Origin of the sequence: Flavobacterium lacustre (genome assembly GCF_027474525.2) — a bacterium.
In the GTDB taxonomy this organism is placed as follows: domain Bacteria; phylum Bacteroidota; class Bacteroidia; order Flavobacteriales; family Flavobacteriaceae; genus Flavobacterium; species Flavobacterium lacustre.
In genome coordinates this window covers 424,015-445,819 of the sequence record NZ_CP114882.2, presented here as the reverse complement: position 1 = coordinate 445,819, position 21,805 = coordinate 424,015, and the positions used below count along the sequence as shown (strand labels likewise).

The window sequence follows — 21,805 nt, the reverse complement described above, 5'->3', positions numbered from 1 at the left end:
TTTAATTAATTCTATATCGATTTCGAAAGCTGAAGTTTCTTTTGGAAATGTTTTTACTTTATTATGGTGTATTTTGAAAGTAAAAAAGTGTTCTTTTGATGAGTTTTTTTAAAAAGCCTTGATAATTGAGTAAAGGGCACTATTATTATACATTAAAGCGTCAAGTTCATTAAAAAAATAAAAATACTCGTATTTCTTGTTAATAAAGATAACAAGAATTTTAATACGTTGATATGGATTTCTAATTTGTAATTGATAAAAAGGTATCGTTTAAATGTTTCTAAGAGTAGCTTCATAATTCTAATTTGAATTTATTATTTCATATTATTATGATACCAACAATAAAAACAACAACAAAAAGTCATTAAATTTGCACCATGCAAATCGATAAAAAAGATATAAGAGCTTTATCAAAAGATCAATTAAGAGCTTTTTTTGTTGCGAATGGCGATCAGGCTTTTCGTGGAAATCAAGTTTATGAATGGTTGTGGAGCAAAGGAGCACATAGTTTTGACGACATGACAAATGTGGCCAAAGCTACGCGTACAATGCTCGAAAATAACTTTGTTATCAATCATATTAAAGTAGATACAATGCAGCGCAGTAGTGACGGAACTGTAAAAAATGCTGTTCGTTTGCATGATGGTTTGGTTGTAGAATCTGTTTTGATACCTACAGAAACCAGAACAACTGCTTGCGTTTCAAGTCAGGTGGGATGCAGTTTAGATTGTAATTTTTGTGCAACAGCACGATTAAAGAGAATGCGAAATCTAGAACCGGCTGAAATTTATGACCAAGTAATTGCCATCGACAAGGAGAGTCGTTTGTATTACAATCATCCGTTGTCCAATATTGTTTTTATGGGCATGGGCGAGCCGCTTATGAACTATAACAATGTCTTGAAAGCGATAGAAATGATTACGTCACCAGAAGGTTTAGGAATGTCGCCAAAACGAATTATGGTTTCTACATCGGGAGTTCCTAAAATGATTAAGAAACTCGCAGATGATGATGTGAAATTTAAATTAGCAGTTTCCTTACATTCCGCAATCGATGAAATTCGTTCCCGAATCATGCCTTTTAGTGAAAATTTCCCTTTGGCAGATTTGCGGGAATCATTAGAATATTGGTATCGAAAAACAAAAAGCAAAATTTCCTATGAATATGTGGTTTGGAAAGACATCAATGACAATAAAGCTTCTGTAGACGCATTAGTTAAATTTTGCAAATATGTGCCTTGTAAAGTCAATTTGATAGAATACAACCCAATTGATGACGGGGAATTTCAACAAGCTTCCGAGGAATCTATAAATGCATACATAAAAGCATTAGAAGCAAACGGAATTGTAGTGAAAGTACGCAGAAGCCGCGGAAAAGATATTGATGCAGCTTGCGGTCAATTAGCCAATAAAGAAGCGTAGAATAATCCTTTTACAAAAATTAAATTCAAAATTGTATCAGGGTTTGTAAGATTGTATGGTAATAGCGTATATTTGAAAACTAAATGAATATTACTTCCCAAATAAAGCAACCCATTTTTGATGAGATGGAACTTTTTGAAAAAAAGTTCTACGAATCCATGACTTCACAAGTGGCGCTTTTAAATCGTATTACCTATTATATTGTCAATAGAAAAGGAAAACAAATGCGTCCTATGTTTGTTTTTCTGACGGCAAAAATGGTTTCAGCAGGAATCGTAAACGAAAGAACCTATCGTGGAGCTTGTGTTATCGAACTGATTCATACTGCAACATTAGTTCATGATGATGTAGTTGATGATAGCAATCGCAGAAGAGGTTTTTTCTCCATTAATGCACTTTGGAAAAATAAAATTGCGGTACTTGTCGGGGATTATTTATTGTCTAAAGGATTATTACTTTCTATTGATAATGGTGATTTCGATTTACTTCGAATTATTTCTGTCGCTGTACGTGAAATGAGTGAAGGCGAATTACTTCAAATAGAAAAAGCCCGAAGACTCGACATCACAGAAGATGTTTATTATGAAATTATTCGAAAGAAAACAGCAACTCTTATAGCTGCTTGTTGTGCTCTTGGCGCAAAATCTGTTATTGAAGATGAAGTTCAAGTAGAGAACATGCGAAAATTCGGTGAACTTATTGGGATGGCTTTTCAAATAAAAGATGATTTATTTGATTATACCGAAGAAGCCATTGGTAAACCCACAGGAATTGATATTAAAGAGCAAAAAATGACTTTGCCGCTGATTCATGTTTTGAATAATTGTAGTTCAAAAGAGAAAACCTGGCTCATTAATTCCATCAAAAACCATAATAAAGATAAGAAACGCGTAAAAGAAGTTATTGCTTTTGTAAAACAGCAAGAAGGATTGATTTATGCCGAAAATAAAATGGTTCAGTTTCAGCAAGAAGCGCTTTTACTTTTAGAAAATTATCCGGATTCTGTCTTTAAAGAAGCCTTGATTTTGATGGTGAATTATGTAATTGAAAGAAAAAAGTAATTTTTTTTCAATTTATTTTCTTCCCTTATCTCTTGAATTTACTCGTTTTCTTTCCTTTTTTCTTTAAAATTAGAAAAAATATAAAATTCTCATGCAACCTTTTTGCATCGTTTGTCGTCTTGCTAATAGAAACACTTTATAAAAGATTTTGAAAGTAATCAATTTACATCAAGAGGAAAATGAAACTATTCAGTTAGCAATCGAAAACAATCGGTTTGCACAACAGCAAATTTACACTCAGTTTTCTCCAAAAATGTTAAGCGTTTGTCGCCGGTATATAAATGACATTCACCAAGCAGAAGATGTAATGATCACTTCTTTTATGAAAGTTTTTACTAACCTGAAAAATTTTCAGCACAAAGGAAGTTTCGAAGGTTGGATTAGGCGGATTATGGTGAATGAATGCATTTCTTATATCAGAGTTCAAAAAAAAGTTAAGTTTATTGATGACGAAATATACTTTGAGGAAAGTTTCAACAGTATCGAAAGTCAATTTTCTGTTGAGGATATTCAGTTTTTGATCGACAGTTTGCCGGATGGATATAAAATGGTTTTTAATTTATATGCTATCGAAGGGTACAAACATCACGAAATCGCCAGTCAATTGGGGATAACTGAAGGAACATCAAAATCGCAATTGTCTCACGCCAGAAAAATGTTGCAACAACAAATACATAAGTTGAAAAGGAATGAAATGGGGTATAAAACAAATGTTGATTAATGTATCAAAAATGTTTGTGTACCGATTCAAATTTTCCAAAATAACAACAAATAATACGCATTACAATGGAACCGAATAAACTTGAAAGTCAATTTAGAGAAAAACTCAGCCATAGGGAAATCAATCCTTCGGGAGCCGCCTGGGATCGATTGGAAGCTATGCTGGCCGTTGCTGAAAAGCCAAAACGCAACTACACTTTTTGGTATGTTGCGGCAAGTATTGTTGGGTTTTTATTCGTTGGAATAGTATTTTTTAATCAAAAAGAAAATCCAATTTCAATTGACAAAAATGAAGTTGTAATCGAGAACGGGATTTCGAAAACACTTTTGGATTCAACGAATAAAAGCAATGTAAGAAATGATATTGCAAATATGGTTGTTGAAAAAGACAGACTTGCTTTAGAAAATAAAAGAACCGCAGTTGCAACAGAAAAAAATAAGTCGCCCGAAAATAGTATTAATCAGAATCAAGAGAAAATTTCATCAATCATCAATCAAAAAACAGAACAAAAATCAATCACACCAATTCTCAACGAACCTTCAATCGATGCGCTTTTAGCGGCTGTTGAACGATCTTCTAAAGCAAGTGATTCAAATGAGAAAAGGATTTCAGTAAACGCTTCTAAATTGCTTTTGCAGGTAGATGGGGAATTAGATCTTTCCTTTAGAGAAAAAGTAATAGGCAGCGTTAACCGAAATTATCAAACTGTAAAAGTGGCTTTGGCTAACAGAAATCAAGAATAAAAATCATCAATCAAATTTAAAATCAAATCATTATGAAAAATTTTACCATTTATTTAGCAGCTTTATTTTGTCTTTTGGCAAGTAAAATGATCGGGCAGGACACTTTTGAAAAGCGTGCAAAAAACATCGCTTTGAAAATTGAAACCATAACAAAAGAGGAAAAAGCAGCTTTAAAAGCAGAAGTTGCCTCCGTGAATGCTCAATTAGAAAACGGAACTATTTCGGAACAACAGGCGGAGATTAAAAAGAATACTTTGGCCCAAGCCAGAGCTATCAATATTGAATCCAGAGTAGCAAATGAGCAAGAACTTTTGAAAAATTTAGTTCAGGAACAAGTAGACGGAAAAATAAAAGAGCAAGATTCTACTAAACGATATTCATTATTTTTATGGGGTCATAAAGTAATTGATGGTGAGAAAACAGTCGAGAAAGAAGAGAAAAGAACGACTTCACAATTTGTTTTTGCTGCAGGGTTAAATAATCTGGTTACAGCTGGTAAAGTTGAGGATTCTGATTTTAGATTTCTGGGTTCTCATTTCTATGAATGGGGAGTTACTTATAATTCCAGAATAGCCAAAAACAACAATTTATTACATGCAAAATACGGATTTTCGGTTATGTATAATAATCTCCGTCCTACAGATAACAGAAGTTTTGTAGTCAATGGAAATCAAACAAATCTTGAAGTTAATGCACGTGAAATAAAAGATTCTCGATTTAGAAATGTGTATTTGGTGGCGCCGGTTCATTTAGAATTTGATTTTTCTGGAAAGACGCAAAATGAGGAAAAATCATTTTTTAAAACCCATCAAAGTGTTCGTTTTGGAATAGGAGGTTATGCCGGAATCAATTTAAAATCTAAACAAATTACAATATTTGAAGAGGGTGATTTTAAATCCAGGGAAAAACTAAAAGGAGATTTCAATACCAGTAATTTTATCTATGGTTTGAGTACTTATATTGGTTATAAAGAGACTAGTTTATACTTAAAATATGATTTAAATCCTTTGTTTAAAGATAATGCAGTAAAGCAAAATAATGTTTCTTTAGGCTTGCGTTTTGACTTGAATTAAAGCTATAGTTACATGATTTTTTATTAAGAAAGCGCTTTGGGAAAAGCGCTTTCTTTTAATTTTGTATCGGGAAAAATAATTTGATAGTTGTTCCTTCTCCTTCTTTTGATACGATACTGAACGTACCACCTGTTTTTTTTACGATAGCTTTTACAATATAAAGTCCTAAACCCAAACCTTGTTGTTCGTTTTTATCACGGTTAAATTGTGTTGTAGCATCGATTTTCCGTAATTCATCTTGAGAGAAACCCATCCCGAAATCTTGTATTACAAGTTCATAATAAGATTCATTAAATTGCTTACCGGAAACCTCTATTGTTTGATCTTCTAAGGAGAATTTTAGTCCATTGTCAAGCAACTCTATAAAAATAATTTCTAAATTTTCTGCGCTTATTTGAAGATTGCATTCATCAATGCTAAAATTAATGCTGGTTTCATCAACTTCATTTGTTTTACAAATCTCTTGCTTTACTTTTAAGAACGTTTCAAGTGGATTTGATCCCGTTTGATCGGAGAAATCAAGTACATTATTTTTTAATTTTTGAAAAAGAATTAAGTTTTTCAAAGTACGGTTTAGACGGTCCCCGGATTTTTTTATAGCTTCATAAAAGGATTGGGTTTCTTCTTTTTTAAAATTTTCTCCGTTTTCTATCAAAAGATTGATGTATTCTAATATGCTGTAAAGTGGCGTGTTGATTTCGTGTAAAATAGTTGGGTTTTTACTTACGTCAAAAACATTGTAATTATTTTTTATTCTATTGAAGTTTTCAATTCGAACATCAATAATTCTTTTTAATGTCTTTAATTTAAAAGGTTTCGACAGGAAATCATCCGCCCCGCTAAGCAAGGATCTTCGCTCAATATTGTATTCTTTTTTTGCTGTTAAAAAAATAAAAGGAATAAAACATAAGGTTTTATTGTCTCTTACTGTTTCATGAAATTGATTTCCATCCATAACAGGCATCATGATATCGCTGACAATTAAATCAGGAATCCAATTGTCTAATACTTTTAATGCTTCGTAGCCATTTGAAGCGGTTCTTACCTCGTAATTTTCATTAGTAAGAAATTCTGTGATTACTTCACTAATATTTTGTTCGTCATCAACGACAAGTATTTTATTTTTGGTCATAAGGAAAATTTAAAGTAATTGTTGTACCCAGATTTTCTTCGCTTTTTAATGCGATTTTACCATTTAGGAATTCCGTAAATTGTTTTACAATAGCTAAACCTAATCCGGAGCCTTTTATTGTGCTCGTGTTTTTTGCCCTAAAAAAAGAGGTAAATAAGTTTTGAATGTCTTTCTCAGGAATTCCAATACCGTAATCTAAAATTTCTATATTGATTTCGTCTTCTAAATAACGAATTGTAATTTGTGGCTCAGGTCTGTTTTCCGAATACTTAAACGCATTACCAATCAAATTTGTTGTGATGTGAAGCATTAAAGTTTCATCGGTAAAAAGGATTCTTTTTTCACCTATTACTTGAAGTTTGATTTTGCGTCCATCAGCTTCATTATCGAAATAGGTTTCAATCAGTTTTTCTGTAAAATCAATAAAATCGATTGGTTTTATGTCTTTTTTAGTTTCTTTCAATTCATATTTTCCGAAAACGAGAATATTATTCATTAATTCCGTCATGCGATCGACTTCGCTTCTCATTCTTTGGCAAATCGTATTTATGTTCGCAACGAATTTTTTCTCCATTTTTTGAACTTTCATCTCTATCAATTCAGCATTCGAATAAATCACGGTCAATGGAGTCCTGAATTGGTGAGAAGCCATAGATACAAATTTAGATTTCAATTCGTTGAGTTCTCTTTCTTTCAAAAGGGCATGTTTTATATCTTCGGTAGCTTTGATTCGATCACTCACATCCCTGTTTGAGGATTGAATTCCAATTATTTTATTTTCAATATCAAAAATAAGTTTGACTTGAGCTTCCAGCCAGATATAACTGCCGTCTTTTTTCTTATATCGAAACGTTATTACGGGTTTTTCTAACTGTTTAATCAGTTTCTCATGATGAGCAGTAATCAATTGTAAATCATCCGGATGAATAAACTCTATTGGGTTTCTGTGTAATAATTCTTCGGGTTTATAGCCTAAAATTTCTTCGGAAGAAGAAGAAACATACAGATAGGTCATATCCGGTGCATGTTGGCAAATTAAATCCGAAGTGTTTTCGGCAATAAATCGGTATTTTTCCTCAGAAATTTCTAATTGTAATTCCTTTTCTTTAATTTCTGAAATATCGATATGTGAACCCGTAATTTTTAGAGGAATTCCGTCTTCATTTCTAGAAAGTAAACCGGCGTATTTTATCCAAACATAATGTCCATTTTTATGCTTAATCCGAGTGATTCCCTCGTATTCTTTTGTTTTCCCTGAAATATAACTTTCAATTTGATTTTTAACTAGTTCTAAATCTTTTGGATATACGTTATTCTGCCAGAAATTTGGTATCTTTTGGATTTCATGTAATGTATATCCTAACATTCCTGCATAATTATAGGAATATACCGTTTTATCGGTTTTCAAATCTAATTCCCACATGGCTTGGTTTGATCCTTTCATGTAGAAGTCAAACTTTTCTAAAGCAGATTCTAATTTTGAAATTGTTTTTTCTTGATTCAGTCGAATTCCAATATTTCTGGCCACAGTGTGTAAAGCATATACTTCATCATCCTTCCAGATTCGCTCTGTTGTACAATCATCATAACCAATCCAACCCCAAAATTTATTATTCGAAAATATTGGCGTAAATAAATAGGATTTGATGCCTTGCATTTCCATCACTTCTTTAAAAATTTGATTATCGCTGTCTTTTACTAGGCCATGTAAAGGTTCGTCTTTTGAAAGCGTAATATAAAGTCCAGGAAAAGTATCATAAGGTATTCCGTTTAAATCCGGACTGCCAAGGTAAGGTTCAATATCAGTATTACACCATTCATACTTGTAATACAGTTTTAGAACTTCATCATCAATTTCATTTTTAAAAATGTAGCATCTGTCAATGTCTTGTCCGATACCAATATCAGTAATACAAGAATTAAGTGCGTTGTCAATACTACTCTCTTTTAGAAGATGGTTATTGGCTTTTGAAATACTCAATAAGAGATTTTTCATTTATGTGTTGTTATCAGAATTATATTTTTTTTAAATTAAATCTATTGTGAAAAACTTTATGTCACGTTTTTTTTAAAATAAGTAGCGATAAAAAAACAACCGTCGCTTTGAAGATTTTTCTTGGTTAACAAATTTAATCAATAAAGGTATTTTTTTTAAATTTTAGTTGAAACTAAATACGTAATATTTAAAAAATAAAAACTATAAATTAAAATATAAATAGTATCTTAGTTAAATGAAAAGTAAAAAAAGGGAGATAGTATTAATTGAGGATGATTTGGCTTTAGGAAGTTCAATATCAGAGCTTTTAGTGCTAAGTGACTTTAATGTGAATTGGTTCAAAGATGGTGTTGAAGCCCTTTTTTATTTAAATAAACATATTCCGGATATTGTCATCAGTGACTTGATGATGCCGCATATGGATGGAGAAGAATTGTTCTTAAACATCAGAAAAAACAGTAGATTTAATACCATTCCTTTTGTTATAATTACTGCAAATATTGACGATGAGGTAAAGTTTAAACAGCTCGAAAATGGAGTGAATGATTATATCATGAAGCCTTTTAGGGTGAAGGAATTGATTTTTAAAATTAACAATGTGTTAAATTTTAGAAAAAGTATAGAAAAAAAATTTAAGCCTGATCCTTTTTCAAAAGTTACTATAAAATTATCTGAAAAAGATTTCATGACTTCTTTAAATGAACTTTTAGCTAAGAATTTAAAATCAAAAATTGATATTAATGATTTGGCAAATCAACTTTATATCAGCAAATCAACTTTGGATAAAAGAATAAGAAAGCATGCCAATAAAAATATCAGTCAATATATTAGAGAGTTTAAGATAGATTATGCTATAAAACTAATTAATCTAGGCGAAAAAAACATCCAATTTTTGTCAGATGAAACTGGATTTCGTTCCTTGTCTTATTTCTCTATAAGTTTTAAATCCTACCTTAATGTTTCTCCTAGTGATTACGTAAAATCTATATGTGTAGATAAATAATTTTCTGCACTTTAAGGTTTTTTTCTTATCTAAATTTCAATTAACAATTTTCTTTTTTAAACCATGAATCAAAATTCAAATTAAATTTGATTTATAGGATAATTTTACAATACTTATTAGATAATAAATACTTGGTGATTAAACAGTTGTTTCTCTTGTTGCCAAAGTATGAAGTCCGATAAAAACAGATTGTAAAATTATTAAAAAAAGAGAAAATGACAATTAGGCCTTCTGAAGACACATGGGATAAATTAGATGATGTTATGGATTTTGGACAAAAATCAAACAGCAGCTTTATTGTTTTGCCATTTTTAATATTAGTTTTCTTATTTAGTAGTGTTTTGTTTTATCAATTAGAAAAAGTATCAATTGAGACTGAAAAAAAAGCAGTTGTTGATAATAAATCTGAAGTTGATATTGTATTGATGAAAATAATAAAAAACATAGATAAATAGGTTTTCTATTTACAGATTATTCTACATTGAAGTAATTTAAGTTGAAGTTTATGCTCAAATACCCGTCCTTATTTTAAATTATTTTTCTTCAAACAAGGTATTTTAACTCACTTTTTTGAAATCATTCTTACTTTTTTAAAGGCTCTTAAAGTTCTTTTTTATTATTGATAACTTACATTAAAAGGATAAATTTAATTTATAATAAATTATGAGTAATTTTTTTTTAGTTATTGGTAAAAACTTAACAAAATTAAAAATCAAGCAATACTTTTGTCTTAATAAGATTTGGGATCTTTTCTTACCAAGCAGCTTGTAAATAAAATTTTTGGGGGCAATAGTTTTATTATCATTTAGTTAATGCAAGCTGCTTTGGTAGGATATTTTTTTTAAGATATTCTTGTACTTTAAAGAATATAATTTCAAAAAAAACACAACACACATTTCAAAACAATCACACTTTTTACAGTAAAAAAAAAGAATTTTTCTTCCGAGATAAGTTATTTTATGGATTAAAATTCTGTTAAGAATTTGGGGAATAATTAAATTTTCTATGAATATGAGCGGATCTAAAAAGTCAAATGTTCTTCAACTATATTCTTTAATTCTTTGAAGGTAAAAGGTTTTCTGACATATCCTTTTGCGCCTAAACTAATTCCCATTAATTCATCGGCTGGTTCTATTTTGGCAGTAAGTAAAAGAACAGGAATTCCGGCGTGAGTCGACTTTTTATGTTTTTTCAGAAAGCCGTAACCATCTAATTTTGGCATCATTAAATCGCATATTATTAAGCTTGGATTGTGCTGTTTAACTTTCTCTAAACCTTCCATTCCATCTTGTGCTTCAATAACGTTATAGCCAGTAAAAGAGAACAACTCAGCAATGGTTTCTCTCAATTTCGTTTCATCGTCTATGATTAATAATTTCTTCATTATTGTTGTTGTTTTTGTAATGGGAATCGTAATGTTACTTTAGTACTTTGTCCCAATTGGCTTTCTACCTTAATGTTCCCTGAATTTTTTTCTGTAAATGTTTTAACTATATAAAGGCCTAAACCAGTACCTTGAATTCCATCAGTATTACTGGCTCTATAAAAAGTGTTAAAAAGATTAGGTAAATCTTTTTCTGGAATACCAATACCAAAATCTATGATTTGAATCGTAATTTCTGATGGCGCAGCAGAAAGTGTTAAAATGATATCGCCACTGGAACCCTCTGAGTATTTGAATGCATTATTTAATAAATTAAAGAGCGAGTATTCCATAAGGTTTTTATCTCCAAAAAAGGTAAAGACAGTTCCTTCAAAAGTGGTTTTTACTTTTCGGTTGTCAGTTTGATTAGAATAACTGGTTTCAATTACATCCAGGCAAAGTTGCTTTAAATCAAATTGCACTGGATTAAAATTTGTTTTTCCGGAATCGTCCTTAGAAATTGTCAGTACAGCATTCATTAACTCAACAATTCGGTCTATTTCTTCTGTAATAGTATTGATTCGTTTTTGCAAACGTGGGGTATTTTCAAAATGATGTCCTTCAATATACATATTGATTAATTCAGCGCTTGTTCTAATTGTTGTCATAGGCGTTCTGAACTCATGAGATATTGTAGAAACTAGATTTGTTCGCAAATCGTTTAGTTCCCGTTCTTGATTCAATGCTTTAGCCATCGCTTCTTTCACTTCTTTTTGTTGTGAAATATCTCTGGTACTAGATTGAAAACTTACTATAACTCCATCTTCTTTAACTAAGTTTGCTTTAATTTCTAACCAAATATATTCTTGTTTTTTATTTATAAATCGGGCTTCTACAGAAACATCTTCTTTTTCAGAAATAAAATCAAGTAAACCTATCTTAACTCGCTCTAAGTCTTCGGGATGTACATAATCTAAAGGCGATTCCCCGATTAATTCCTCAGGAGTATATCCTAAAAGTTTTTTTATTGAAGGAGAAACATATTGAAAACTAGTGTCTAAATTATGAAGGCAAACTAAATCTACTGTGTTTTCTGCCAAAAGGCGGTACATATTCTTGGCTTCATTCAGTTGTATATTCTTGTTGCGATTGTTTTCTTCTATTAATAGTCTGTTTTCTTGTTCTATTTTTTTCCTTTTAGTAATATCTATTATCTGGACGATATAATGTTTAATCTCGTTTTTGATGTTTTTTGCTAAGGAAATAGACATGTGTGCCCAAACAATAGAGTTGTTTTTATGGATGAACCTTTTTTCGGAACTAAAATTAGAAATCTTACCTGTGTCTAATTTTTCTTTAGCAATTAAATCTTCATTTAAATCATCAGGAAATGTAATTTCTTGAAAGCTAAGTGATTTCATTTCTTCATTGGAATATCCAAACATTTTACAAAGTCGATCATTGACTTCAATATAGTTTCCGTTGATGTCGACCAGCGCCATTCCTACGGCAGAATAGTCAAAAGCGCCTTTAAATTGCTCTTCACTTTGCTGTAGTTGATCCTTAAGTTTTTTTTCTAAAGTAATGTCTTGCATGGCTCCAATCATACGAATAGCTTTGCCTTCTTCATTTCGTATAATTATTGCTTTGTCATTTACATAAGCATAGCTACCATCAGATTTAAGGTAACGGTATTCATCTGTCCATTTGTAAGCTGTACTTTCAATTGCTTTTTCAATTTTTTCAAAGTAGGATGCTCTGTCTTCCGGGTGAACAAAATTTTCGCATTCTAATGCTGTTATTATATTGTCTTTAAATTGGTGTCCAAAAAGTACAGAATAACTAGCTCCTACATATATTTTGTCAGTAATCATATTCCAATCCCAAATCGCATCAGATGTAGCTTCGCTAGAATAGCTAAACCGTTCATTACTTATTTTTAATTTGTCTTCTGCATGTTTTTGTGCTGTAATATCATTGAAAGAACAAATAACATAAAGTAATTCGCCAGCATCTCCAAATACAGGAATTGCATCGACCAAAAGCCAAACTAAATCATTATGTGTAGGGCGGTGAACCCCCATAATTACGTTGTTAATTGGTTTTAATTTTTGGATTGCCTGCGGTACGGGATGGTCTTCTGATTTGAAAGGAGTTCCGTCCAGATTAATAACTTTCCAATGTTCATCAAAAGAAGTTTTCCCAAGTAATTGGTCTTCCGTAAGACCTAACATTTCACATGCGGCTTTATTATTTTCAAGAATTTCGGATTGAGGACCTTGAACTAAAATCCCAACTGCAACATTTTGAATAATACTATTGGTAAGTTGTCTGTTTTTAAGTATTTCTTCTTGAATTTTTTTACTTTCGGTTATATCAACTCCAAAACCAATCATCATTTCAAGTTTACCATCTTCACGAAAAACAGGATTAAATTTTCGAGTATGATAAGTTGTTTGCCCGTTATGGTGCAAGATAGAATCTTCCCATTCTATAAGTTCTTTGCTTGCTAGAGCTTCATCAAACTTTGCTCGGCGACTTTTTGCAAATGTATCGTCTCTTTTAGTATGTTTTGCATATTCAAAATCGTCTTTACCTATAATAAACTGTCGTAGTTCATCATTTTTTATAGCTGCCGGGTTTAAATAAGTGTATTTATAATTACTGTCAAATACAGCTACATCGGTCGGTAGTCTGTAGAGTATAGTTTCATAGAATTCTTTCTGGACTAAAAGTTTATGTTTTGATTTGGTATACTCAGTAATATCTCGACAGTTGCCAACAAAAATGCGTTCACCGTCTTTTTCTAATAATTTTAAGCTGGATGCATGCCAAACATAATGTCCGTCTTTATGCAATATTCTATAAGTCAGATCGTCAAAAGTGGTGCCCGTCTTAGTTATGGCATTCAAAAAAGTAACACATTTTTCTACGTCTTCAGGATGAATAAAAGTCAGATTTCTTTTCCCGATAACTTCATTAAGTTCATGTCCAAGTAAAAGAGTCCAGTTCTTAGAAGCATAGGTAATTATTCCGTCTGAATTTATTTCGTAAATAATTTCCTTTGAATTATCAACAATCAATTGAAATTGATTTTCCTGTTGTTTTACTACAGCCTGTAATTCTTTATTTTGTTGACGTAACTTCAGCAAAGATTGAATTTGTTGTACAGCATATTCCAATGTTTTTAATTGTACGTTGGAAAGCTCTTTAGCTTTTGTATCCATTATGCAAAGTGTTCCTGAAACAAAAGAATCGTCAATGCGCAAAGGAAAACCTGCAAATGAAGTGAATGAAAAAGAGGAGCTATTTTTAAGTTGTGGGCTATATCTTTTATCCAGATTAATGTCCGGAACGATTGAAACTTCATTATTCTTAATGATGGGTTCATTAAATAATAAAATCTCTTTTGGAATAGTCAAAAAATCAAAACCTATTTTGGCTACAATATTTTGTACATGAGTGTCATTTAAAGATACAAATGCATACGGAACCTCGCATAGTTCCGATATAAATAATAAAATAGAATTGAACTCCTGTTGAAAACTTAAAGTGTCAAATAATTTTTTATTTTTATTTTGTATTAATGACATAGTCTTTTATGTAGAATTGGTTTTTTTTTATGATAATTTGAATTTTTTGGGGGTTTGTTTTCATCGCAAAATAACACTTATTTTTTTAAAAATAAAAGAATCTAAAAATTAAGATTTTAATTCTGTTTTTTACACTGGTTTTAAAGTAAAAAAAGTAACAATTAAAGATGTTTTTCACTCATTTTATTAGTGCTAAATTATTTTAACATATTGATTATTAGTGCTTTTTTCTCAGGTTTTGTTTTGATGGTTTTTTAGCTCTAGATGCTCTGGTTTTGGAGGAAAACAGTGTATTTTTTAATCAAAATTTCACTCAATTATGACTAAAACATCCATGATTTACAGTCTTATTTTTGAATATAAATCTTACAAAACAAACATGTTTTTATTGAAAAAATCGATGAAGTGTTGATTAAATAAGTTGTAGTGCTAAATAGGTTTTATTTTGATTAAATTTTGGAATGAATATTATAAAATCGTTGAAAATTGATTGTTAAGATAAAAAAAAGCTTTGTCGATGTGATTTTTGTCTCCATTTTGAGATATAGGTATTTTTTTTTAAGGCATGAATTAAAATTAAATTCAAAAAAACAATCTCTTTATGTTTACTTTTTTAATTTGAAAATGAAATATTTGGACTAAACAGTTTGTTGAATATTCTTTTTGTAAAAGAAACGAATCCATTTTTTATTTAAAAGAATGGTAAACTTAAATGACTATGGATATAAATCTTTCTAACCTGTATAAATTTGATAATGTATTAGAAGGAAATACCTATTTCATTTTGACGGATTCAACAGTAATTGTTGAAAATAAAAACAATACAGCTATATTGAATTTGAATAGAATTTCAAATGTAAGAATTATCAAGCGTAGAAATTATTTTCGAAACTTTTTGGTATTATCCTTTTTGGCTTTCCTTTATTTTTTCGTGATTTCAATTTTTGAAATGTATTCAATTTTATTGTTGTCGAGAGTTGCTCTACTTTTCTTTTCTGTTTTAGCGGTTTCTTGCATAAAAAAATATTCATATAAACTTCTGATTAATAGCAGTGATTTGACTTTTAAGGAATTCAAAATCGCAAAGCATAATGTTTTTGATGCTCAGAATTTTGTAATAGAAGTGAGAAAGAGTATTGCTAAATACTCAGGTCACTTTTTAAGCCAGATGTAAAGCAACTACAACTCTGCTATATTTTTATTTTTATTTTAGTAAGTCACCTCAAACTTTGTAACTTTGAATTTCATAAATAAATAATTTTGATTTCAAAAGCTACTATTGATACTGTTTACGAAACTGCTCGTGTAGAGGAGGTTATCGGTGATTTTGTTCAATTAAAACGTGCAGGAACTAACTTCAAAGGGCTAAGTCCTTTCTCTGATGAGCGTTCTCCGTCGTTTATGGTTTCTCCTGTAAAACAAATCTGGAAAGATTTTAGTTCCGGAAAAGGAGGGAATTCTGTAGCTTTCCTGATGGAACATGAACATTTTACGTATCCCGAAGCAATTCGCTATTTAGCCAAAAAATACAATATCGAAATCGAAGAAACGGAGCAAACCGATGAGGAGAAGATAAATACCGATGTTCGAGAAAGTATGTATTTAGTTTCTGAGTTTGCAAAAAACTATTTCCATAGTACCCTTTTTAATTCAGAAGAAGGCAAAGCAATTGGATTTTCTTATTTTAAAGAAAGAGGATTTACCAATGACACAATCAAAAAATTTAGCTTAGGATATTCTCCCGAAAGTTGGGATGCTTTTACCAAAGAAGCATTAGGGAAAGGATATAAATTAGAGTTTTTGGAGAGCACTGGACTTACAATCCCAAGAGATGACAGGCCTTTTGACAGGTTCAAAGGACGCGTTATGTTTCCCATACAAAGCATGTCTGGAAGAGTTCTTGGTTTTGGAGGTCGAATTTTGACCAATGACAAAAAAGCAGCAAAATATCTCAATTCACCCGAAAGTGATATTTACCATAAAAGTAAAGTTCTCTATGGAATTTTTCAAGCCAAACAAGCAATAGCCAAACTTAATAATTGTTATTTAGTCGAAGGATATACAGATGTTATTCAGTTCAATCAGGCAGGAATAGAAAATGTTGTGGCTTCCTCCGGAACGGCTTTAACACCAGATCAAATTCGCTTAATTAACAGATTGACAAAAAACATTACAGTTCTTTTTGATGGAGATGCGGCAGGTTTACGCGCTTCAATTCGCGGGATAGATTTGATTCTTGAGGAAGGAATGAATGTAAAAGTATGTGCTTTTCCTGATGGAGAAGATCCGGATAGTTTTGCAAAAAAAACGTCATATGATGATTTAGTCGCTTATCTGGAAAATAATGCTAAAGATTTTATTCAGTTCAAAGCTTCACTTTTGATGAATGACGCTAAGAATGATCCAATAAAAAAAGCAGATTTAATTAGAGATATGGTTACAAGTATTTCTAAGATCCCGGATCGTATTCAACGCGAAATTTATATTCAGGAGTGTTCTCGAATTATGGATATTTCTGAGCAGGTTTTGGTTAGTACTTTAGCACAATTAGTTCAAAAAGACGTTTCAGAAGTTGGGAAAAAACAAAAACAAGAGCAAAAAGCTTTTGAAATTGTAAAAAATGAAAACCCTGTTCAGTCTGAAAAAGTCGATGTGCTTTACCGATTAGAGCGAAAAATCATTGAAATTCTTTTGTTATACGGAAATAAAGCAGAAGAATTTGAAGATGTTTTATTGAAAACAAATGAAGAAGGTGAAATTGAAAATGTTGTAGAAAAAAGAGAATATAAAGTATATCAAAGAATTTATTTGAGTTTACAGGAAGATGAGGTACAATTAGCCAATCCTTTATTTAGAGATATTTTTAATGATTTAATAAATTATTATCTTCAGAACGAAAACTTTGGAATGGAGCAATATCTGATGCATTTGAAACCTGAATTTGCTCAAGAAGTGACCGATATTTTGATGGAAGATGAAAGAGTAACCTTGCACAATTGGGAAGGTCAGAATATTTTTCCAAAAGGTAAAAACGAAACGATTAGTCAATATGTATCAGAAACAATTCTTACTTTAAGATGGTTTTTGGTAGATAAAATTATCGAAGAATTAAAAAGCTCTATATCATCGGAACCGGGTTCAGATAATATAGAGCCTTTGTCTATGGCGATGGATTACTACAAATTAATTCATTCGTTTTCGAAAAAATTAGGAAGAGTAATGTCTCGCTACAGCTAAACGATTTCTAAAGTTTTTGCTTTATTTACTAAATCAACTAAATTAGTTACGTTCAATTTTGTTAGAAGTCTTAATTTGTAAGTACTAATTGTTTTTTCGTTCAGAGATAAGATTTCAGCAATTTCGTGGTTTTTTTTGCCGTCACTTAAATAACGTAAAACTTCAACCTCGCGATTGGATAGTTTACGATATAAACGTTCGCTTTTACTTTGTTTAGCAATTAAAGCTAAGTTTTTCTTCACTGTTTCGTTCATGATTATTTTGCCCTGATGAACTTTTATAATCGATAAACCTAAGGTTTCTAATTTTTCAGTTTTGTGAACAAAACCAGAAACTCCTGCTTTTATAGCATTAGGTGCGTAAATCTGTTCTGAAAGACCGCTGTAAAGTATAATCTTTGTTTTTGGAAAACTTTTCAACAAAGATTTCACTTCAAAAATACTGGAAAGCCCTTCAAGTTCTAAGTCTAAGACCAGAACATCAATATCCTTTGTTTGGAGTATGTCCCGAACCATCAAAAAATTGCCGACATTAGCAACTATTGAAATTTCAGCATGATCTTTAAAATAAGATTTCACTCCATAATGCACAACGGGATAATTATCTGCTATACATACTTTAATCATAATTTTAGTTTTTAAGAGTTGATTGTTTTTGGAATAACAAAATTAATAAATAATTTCTGTAAATAATTGCAAATCAACATAAAAATATAATTACTTTAACGATTTATTTAGTACGCAAACAGGAATTGCATCCATTTTATGTTTGTTTATAGTATTTAGGCGTTTGTAGATATCAAAAACTTCTTTTTGCCTTCCGGAAAAGTCACTCGAAGATTTTTTAGCTTCGTCTTCATACATAGCCCATTCCAGTTCATCGTAGCTGGCTCCTAATTGATCTTCATCTGTTCTGTCATCACCAAATAGACCGTCTGTAGGTGCCGCATTCAGAATAGAATCAGGGATTTTTAAATACGCTCCCAAAAGAAATACTTCGGATTTCATTAAATCAGCAATTGGACTTAAGTCAACTCCACCATCACCATATTTTGTGTAAAATCCAACACCAAAATCTTCTACTTTATTACCTGTTCCGGCAACTAATAGACCATAAATACCAGCTAAATAATACAGCGTAGTCATTCGGATTCGTGCTCTGGTATTGGCCAAAGCCAAATTTACGGTGCTTTCATTTGCGTCATTTGGAACTACTTTTTTAAAGTTTTCAAAAACAGATGTCAAATCAGTTTCTACACTAGTAACATTCTGGAATCGGTTTTTTAGCTGATCAATATGTTCGCGTGCTCTGGTTACATGACTTTGCGCCTGATGAATAGGCATTTCTACACATAAAACTTTTAATCCGGTTTGTGCACATAATGTTGAGGTTACTGCTGAGTCAACTCCTCCTGAAATTCCAATAACAAAACCATTAACTTTTGCGTTTTCTGCATATGTTTTTAACCAATTTACAATATGAACATTTGCTTTTTCAACTTGTAGTGTACTTTTTTTAGTCATAATAATTTAGGTATTAAAAAGCAGGAATGTATATTTGCAAAATCTATTCGTAGTATGTTCGTTTTCCTGATACTTTGAAAACAAATTTAATTAATAAATATGAAAATATATCTGTTTTCTATAGCCTTTTGTTTCTTTTTTTTGTCTTGCGACAAAAAGAATACAATAGAGAAAGCTGTTGCAGAAATTCCTTTGGAAGTAAAAATAGAGCGGTTTGATAAAATATTTTTCGAAACTCCTCCTCAAGATTTAGAGAAAGTTAAGAAAGAATTTCCGTATTTTTTTCCTGCGGGAAATGATAACAGCATTTGGTTGAATAAAATGCAAGATCCGCTTTGGAGAGAATTATATACAGAAGTTCAAAAAAAATACGCGAATATTGAACCGGTGAAAAGTGAATTAACATCTCTTTTTAAACACATAAAATATTATTTTCCTAAAACTAAAACGCCAAAAGTAATTACTATTATTTCTGAAATGGATTATAGTAATAAAGCGATTTATGCCGATAGTTTAGTCATTATTTCTCTTGAACTGTATTTAGGTAAGGAGCATAAATTCTACCAGTTTCCCAATTATATCAAACATAATTTTGAACAAAAACAAATAATGCCAGACATTGTGTCTAGCTTCTCTTTGCAGAAAATAGCTCCTTTAATGGATAAAAAAATGCTTAGTCAAATGATTTATTATGGCAAACAATTGTATTTGAAAGATTTGTTGTTGCCAGAATACAGTGATGCAGATAAAATGGGATACAGCGAACAACAAATTATCTGGTGTCAGGAAAATGAAAGTTATATGTGGCGTTATTTTTTGGAAAACGAAATGCTGTATAGTGATGATCAAAAACTAATCCCCCGATTTATTAATCCGGCGCCGTTTTCTAAATTTTATTTAGAGATTGATAATGAATCCCCTGGGCAAGTTGGTGCTTGGATTGGATGGCAAATGGTTCGTTCATTTGCAAAAAATAACAATGTGCCGCTGTCTGATTTGTTGAAAATGAATGCGAAAGAAATCTTTGAAAAATCAAAATATAAACCTAGTAAATAATGTCAGATAAAAATACATCAGAAATTAAATTTCTTATAGAATTAGACGAAAATCGTGTTCCCGAAAAATTAATGTGGTCCGCAAAAGATGGAGGAATAGAGCAAGAAGAGGCAAAGGCTATCATGTTGTCTATTTGGGATAGTAAAGTAAAAGAAACTATGCGTATTGATTTATGGACGAAAGATATGCCTGTAGATGAAATGAAAATTTTCTTTCATCAGACTTTGGTTGCGATGTCCGAAACTTTTAAAAGAGCTACCGATGACGAAAAAATGGCAGACACAATGAAAGATTTTTGTGATTATTTTGCTGAAAAATTAGAATTGAATAAGTAAAATATTAATTGTTTCTATAAAAAAATCCCAAAACGATATGATATGAGTTTTGGGATTTTTTTTACGGTATTATTCTGTTTTCTAAAACTGACTGTTATTCTTGAATACTTCTTGATTTACCTCGTCGATATAAGAAAGCAAGTCTTCTTTTCCAGTAAATTCTGTAGCCGAAGTCACAAAATAATGAGGCATTTCGGCCCAGTTATTAGCGAACATTTTCTTTTTGTATGCAGCAACATGAGAATCAATTTTTACTTTACTGATTTTGTCCGCTTTTGTAAAAACAATGCAAAAAGGGATTTCACTTTCTCCCATGTATGACATAAATTCGATGTCTATCGCTTGGGCTTCATGACGGATATCAATTAGAACAAAAGCGCAAACTAGTTGTTCTCTTGTCTCAAAATAATCGGTAATAAATTGTTGAAAAACAGATTTTGTTTTCTTAGAAACTTTGGCATAACCATATCCCGGTAAATCAACAAGAAACCAATTGTTATTGATTAAGAAATGATTTATCAATTGCGTTTTTCCTGGTCTTCCAGATGTTTTGGCCAAATTTTTATGGTTGGTCAACATGTTTATCAATGAAGATTTTCCAACATTTGACCGTCCAATAAAAGCATATTCAGGCAAAAAGTCCTTCGGACATTTTTCCACTTCAGAATTACTTATGATGAATTCGGCAGTATTAATTTTCATAATTAGGGGTATTTAAGCTCGCTGCTTTTAGTTAGTGAGCTGCTGGTAAATGAGTCTGAGTTAACCACTCCTCAAGAATACGATTAAACTCATTGGGATGCTCCATCATAGCGGCATGGCCACATTTGTCAATCCAATATAAAGTTGAGTTGGGTAGTAATTTATTAAATTCTTCCGCTACATCCGGAGGAGTAACTTTGTCATTTCTTCCCCAAATGATACAGGTTTGAACATGCATTTTTGGTAAATCTTTAGCCATATTATGACGAATGGCGCTCTTGGCAATAGTCAACGTTTTGATTAATTTTATTCGGTCATTAACGGTGGCGTAAACTTCATCTATAAGTTCCGGAGTGGCTACTTTTGGGTCGTAAAAAACGTCTTCGGCTTTTTTCTTAATGTATTCGTAGTCGCCTCTTTTTGGGTAACTGTCGCCCATGGCACTTTCGTACAATCCTGAACTTCCTGTTATGACAAGTCCTGCTACTTTTTCAGGATACATTTTGGTGTGGTATAAAGCAATGTGACCGCCTAAAGAATTGCCTAAAAGAATGACTCTGTCCAGTTTTTTGAATGTGATAAAATTTTTCACATAAACAGCAAAACTTTTCACATTCGTTTTCAGAATGTTTTGAGTATAAATGGGTAAATCAGGAATGATTATTTTAAAACCTTTGTTAGAAAAATAACTGGCAACAGCATCAAAGTTGCTTAATCCGCCCATCAAGCCGTGAAGTATTACTATTGGTGTTCCTTCGCCAGCTTCATAATAGCTGTATTTGCCTTCTTTTTTATAATATTTTTCCATGTATTCTAGTACTGAATTTCAATTTCGACAAATATAGG

19 protein-coding genes are annotated in these 21,805 nt (G+C 31.3%); 11 read left to right on the top strand and 8 right to left on the bottom strand.

Features of this window, described 5'->3' with window-relative positions; all coding sequences use genetic code 11:
• Positions 1–377: 377 nt before the first annotated feature.
• The 5 genes from rlmN (at position 378) to O6P34_RS02115 (ending at position 5,019) form a co-directional block, all read left to right on the top strand.
• Positions 378–1,421, top strand: a complete 1,044-nt coding sequence (gene rlmN / locus O6P34_RS02135) for a dual-specificity RNA methyltransferase RlmN (RefSeq protein ID WP_269685688.1) — start codon at positions 378–380, stop codon at positions 1,419–1,421.
• An 83-nt stretch (positions 1,422–1,504) separates the two neighbouring features.
• Entirely contained in the window at positions 1,505–2,482 is a 978-nt protein-coding gene (locus O6P34_RS02130; protein ID WP_269685687.1) for a polyprenyl synthetase family protein, read from the top strand.
• 148 nt (positions 2,483–2,630) lie between these two features.
• Entirely contained in the window at positions 2,631–3,203 is a 573-nt protein-coding gene (locus tag O6P34_RS02125) for an RNA polymerase sigma factor (protein ID WP_269685686.1), read from the top strand.
• 65 nt (positions 3,204–3,268) lie between these two features.
• Positions 3,269–3,946, top strand: a complete 678-nt coding sequence (locus tag O6P34_RS02120) for a hypothetical protein (protein ID WP_269685685.1) — start codon at positions 3,269–3,271, stop codon at positions 3,944–3,946.
• 32 nt (positions 3,947–3,978) lie between these two features.
• Entirely contained in the window at positions 3,979–5,019 is a 1,041-nt protein-coding gene (locus tag O6P34_RS02115; RefSeq protein WP_269685684.1) for a hypothetical protein, read from the top strand.
• A 55-nt stretch (positions 5,020–5,074) separates the two neighbouring features.
• Here O6P34_RS02115 and O6P34_RS02110 read toward each other — a convergent pair whose 3' ends face one another.
• Positions 5,075–6,151 carry a hybrid sensor histidine kinase/response regulator gene (locus O6P34_RS02110; RefSeq protein ID WP_269685683.1) on the bottom strand — a complete coding sequence of 359 codons (1,077 nt, stop codon included), beginning with the start codon at positions 6,149–6,151 and terminating at the stop codon, positions 5,075–5,077.
• A complete protein-coding gene (locus tag O6P34_RS02105; RefSeq protein ID WP_269685682.1) occupies positions 6,138–8,147 on the bottom strand; it encodes a sensor histidine kinase in 2,010 nt (669 codons plus the stop codon). Before O6P34_RS02105 ends, O6P34_RS02110 begins: the two co-directional genes overlap by 14 nt.
• A gap of 235 nt (positions 8,148–8,382) precedes the next feature.
• Between O6P34_RS02105 and O6P34_RS02100 the strand changes: the two genes are divergently transcribed.
• Both O6P34_RS02100 and O6P34_RS02095 read left to right on the top strand, forming a co-directional pair.
• On the top strand, positions 8,383–9,150 hold the full coding sequence (locus tag O6P34_RS02100) for a response regulator transcription factor (RefSeq protein WP_269685681.1): 768 nt from the start codon (positions 8,383–8,385) through the stop codon (positions 9,148–9,150).
• A 215-nt stretch (positions 9,151–9,365) separates the two neighbouring features.
• On the top strand, positions 9,366–9,605 hold the full coding sequence (locus O6P34_RS02095) for a hypothetical protein (RefSeq protein WP_269685680.1): 240 nt from the start codon (positions 9,366–9,368) through the stop codon (positions 9,603–9,605).
• 566 nt (positions 9,606–10,171) lie between these two features.
• On the opposite strand, the gene O6P34_RS02090 is transcribed toward O6P34_RS02095, so the two are convergent.
• A complete protein-coding gene (locus O6P34_RS02090; RefSeq protein ID WP_269685679.1) occupies positions 10,172–10,534 on the bottom strand; it encodes a response regulator transcription factor in 363 nt (120 codons plus the stop codon).
• The gene (locus tag O6P34_RS02085; RefSeq protein WP_269685678.1) at positions 10,534–14,106 is read right to left on the bottom strand and encodes a PAS domain S-box protein; all 3,573 of its coding nucleotides are present in this window, start codon (positions 14,104–14,106) and stop codon (positions 10,534–10,536) included. The genes O6P34_RS02090 and O6P34_RS02085 overlap by 1 nt, the downstream gene beginning before the upstream one ends.
• 718 nt (positions 14,107–14,824) lie before the next feature.
• On the opposite strand from O6P34_RS02085, the gene O6P34_RS02080 reads away from it, so the two are divergent.
• Positions 14,825–15,280 carry a hypothetical protein gene (locus O6P34_RS02080; RefSeq protein WP_269685677.1) on the top strand — a complete coding sequence of 152 codons (456 nt, stop codon included), beginning with the start codon at positions 14,825–14,827 and terminating at the stop codon, positions 15,278–15,280.
• Positions 15,281–15,366: 86 nt separating this feature from the next.
• The gene (gene dnaG / locus O6P34_RS02075) at positions 15,367–17,343 is read left to right on the top strand and encodes a DNA primase (RefSeq protein WP_269685676.1); all 1,977 of its coding nucleotides are present in this window, start codon (positions 15,367–15,369) and stop codon (positions 17,341–17,343) included.
• Here the strand turns inward: dnaG and O6P34_RS02070 are convergent.
• Both O6P34_RS02070 and nadE read right to left on the bottom strand, forming a co-directional pair.
• Entirely contained in the window at positions 17,340–17,969 is a 630-nt protein-coding gene (locus O6P34_RS02070; protein WP_269685675.1) for a response regulator transcription factor, read from the bottom strand. The genes dnaG and O6P34_RS02070 overlap by 4 nt on opposite strands.
• A 90-nt stretch (positions 17,970–18,059) precedes the next feature.
• Positions 18,060–18,866, bottom strand: coding sequence for an NAD(+) synthase (gene nadE / locus O6P34_RS02065; RefSeq protein ID WP_269685674.1), 807 nt, complete (start codon positions 18,864–18,866; stop codon positions 18,060–18,062).
• Positions 18,867–18,965: 99 nt separating this feature from the next.
• Between nadE and gldB the strand changes: the two genes are divergently transcribed.
• Complete coding sequence (gene gldB / locus O6P34_RS02060; protein WP_269685673.1) at positions 18,966–19,922, top strand: gliding motility lipoprotein GldB; 957 nt, start codon at positions 18,966–18,968, stop codon at positions 19,920–19,922.
• Positions 19,922–20,257, top strand: coding sequence for a gliding motility protein GldC (gene gldC, locus O6P34_RS02055; protein ID WP_269685672.1), 336 nt, complete (start codon positions 19,922–19,924; stop codon positions 20,255–20,257). The genes gldB and gldC overlap by 1 nt, the downstream gene beginning before the upstream one ends.
• An 81-nt stretch (positions 20,258–20,338) precedes the next feature.
• Here the strand turns inward: gldC and yihA are convergent, their stop codons facing one another.
• Entirely contained in the window at positions 20,339–20,959 is a 621-nt protein-coding gene (gene yihA / locus O6P34_RS02050) for a ribosome biogenesis GTP-binding protein YihA/YsxC (RefSeq protein WP_269685671.1), read from the bottom strand.
• Between the two features lie 31 nt (positions 20,960–20,990).
• Positions 20,991–21,767 carry an alpha/beta fold hydrolase gene (locus O6P34_RS02045; RefSeq protein ID WP_269685670.1) on the bottom strand — a complete coding sequence of 259 codons (777 nt, stop codon included), beginning with the start codon at positions 21,765–21,767 and terminating at the stop codon, positions 20,991–20,993.
• Positions 21,768–21,805 lie beyond the last annotated feature (38 nt).

Excerpts from the sequence above, each read along its gene's own strand:
- rlmN (WP_269685688.1), top strand. The coding sequence starts at position 378 with ATGCAAATCGATAAAAAAGATATAAGAGCTTTATCAAAAGATCAATTA.
- O6P34_RS02130 (WP_269685687.1), top strand. The coding sequence starts at position 1,505 with ATGAATATTACTTCCCAAATAAAGCAACCCATTTTTGATGAGATGGAA.
- O6P34_RS02120 (WP_269685685.1), top strand. The coding sequence starts at position 3,269 with ATGGAACCGAATAAACTTGAAAGTCAATTTAGAGAAAAACTCAGCCAT.
- O6P34_RS02115 (WP_269685684.1), top strand. The coding sequence starts at position 3,979 with ATGAAAAATTTTACCATTTATTTAGCAGCTTTATTTTGTCTTTTGGCA.
- O6P34_RS02110 (WP_269685683.1), bottom strand. The coding sequence starts at position 6,151 with ATGACCAAAAATAAAATACTTGTCGTTGATGACGAACAAAATATTAGT.
- O6P34_RS02105 (WP_269685682.1), bottom strand. The coding sequence starts at position 8,147 with ATGAAAAATCTCTTATTGAGTATTTCAAAAGCCAATAACCATCTTCTA.
- O6P34_RS02100 (WP_269685681.1), top strand. The coding sequence starts at position 8,383 with ATGAAAAGTAAAAAAAGGGAGATAGTATTAATTGAGGATGATTTGGCT.
- O6P34_RS02095 (WP_269685680.1), top strand. The coding sequence starts at position 9,366 with ATGACAATTAGGCCTTCTGAAGACACATGGGATAAATTAGATGATGTT.
- O6P34_RS02090 (WP_269685679.1), bottom strand. The coding sequence starts at position 10,534 with ATGAAGAAATTATTAATCATAGACGATGAAACGAAATTGAGAGAAACC.
- O6P34_RS02085 (WP_269685678.1), bottom strand. The coding sequence starts at position 14,106 with ATGTCATTAATACAAAATAAAAATAAAAAATTATTTGACACTTTAAGT.
- O6P34_RS02080 (WP_269685677.1), top strand. The coding sequence starts at position 14,825 with ATGGATATAAATCTTTCTAACCTGTATAAATTTGATAATGTATTAGAA.
- O6P34_RS02070 (WP_269685675.1), bottom strand. The coding sequence starts at position 17,969 with ATGATTAAAGTATGTATAGCAGATAATTATCCCGTTGTGCATTATGGA.
- nadE (WP_269685674.1), bottom strand. The coding sequence starts at position 18,866 with ATGACTAAAAAAAGTACACTACAAGTTGAAAAAGCAAATGTTCATATT.
- gldB (WP_269685673.1), top strand. The coding sequence starts at position 18,966 with ATGAAAATATATCTGTTTTCTATAGCCTTTTGTTTCTTTTTTTTGTCT.
- gldC (WP_269685672.1), top strand. The coding sequence starts at position 19,922 with ATGTCAGATAAAAATACATCAGAAATTAAATTTCTTATAGAATTAGAC.
- yihA (WP_269685671.1), bottom strand. The coding sequence starts at position 20,959 with ATGAAAATTAATACTGCCGAATTCATCATAAGTAATTCTGAAGTGGAA.
- O6P34_RS02045 (WP_269685670.1), bottom strand. The coding sequence starts at position 21,767 with ATGGAAAAATATTATAAAAAAGAAGGCAAATACAGCTATTATGAAGCT.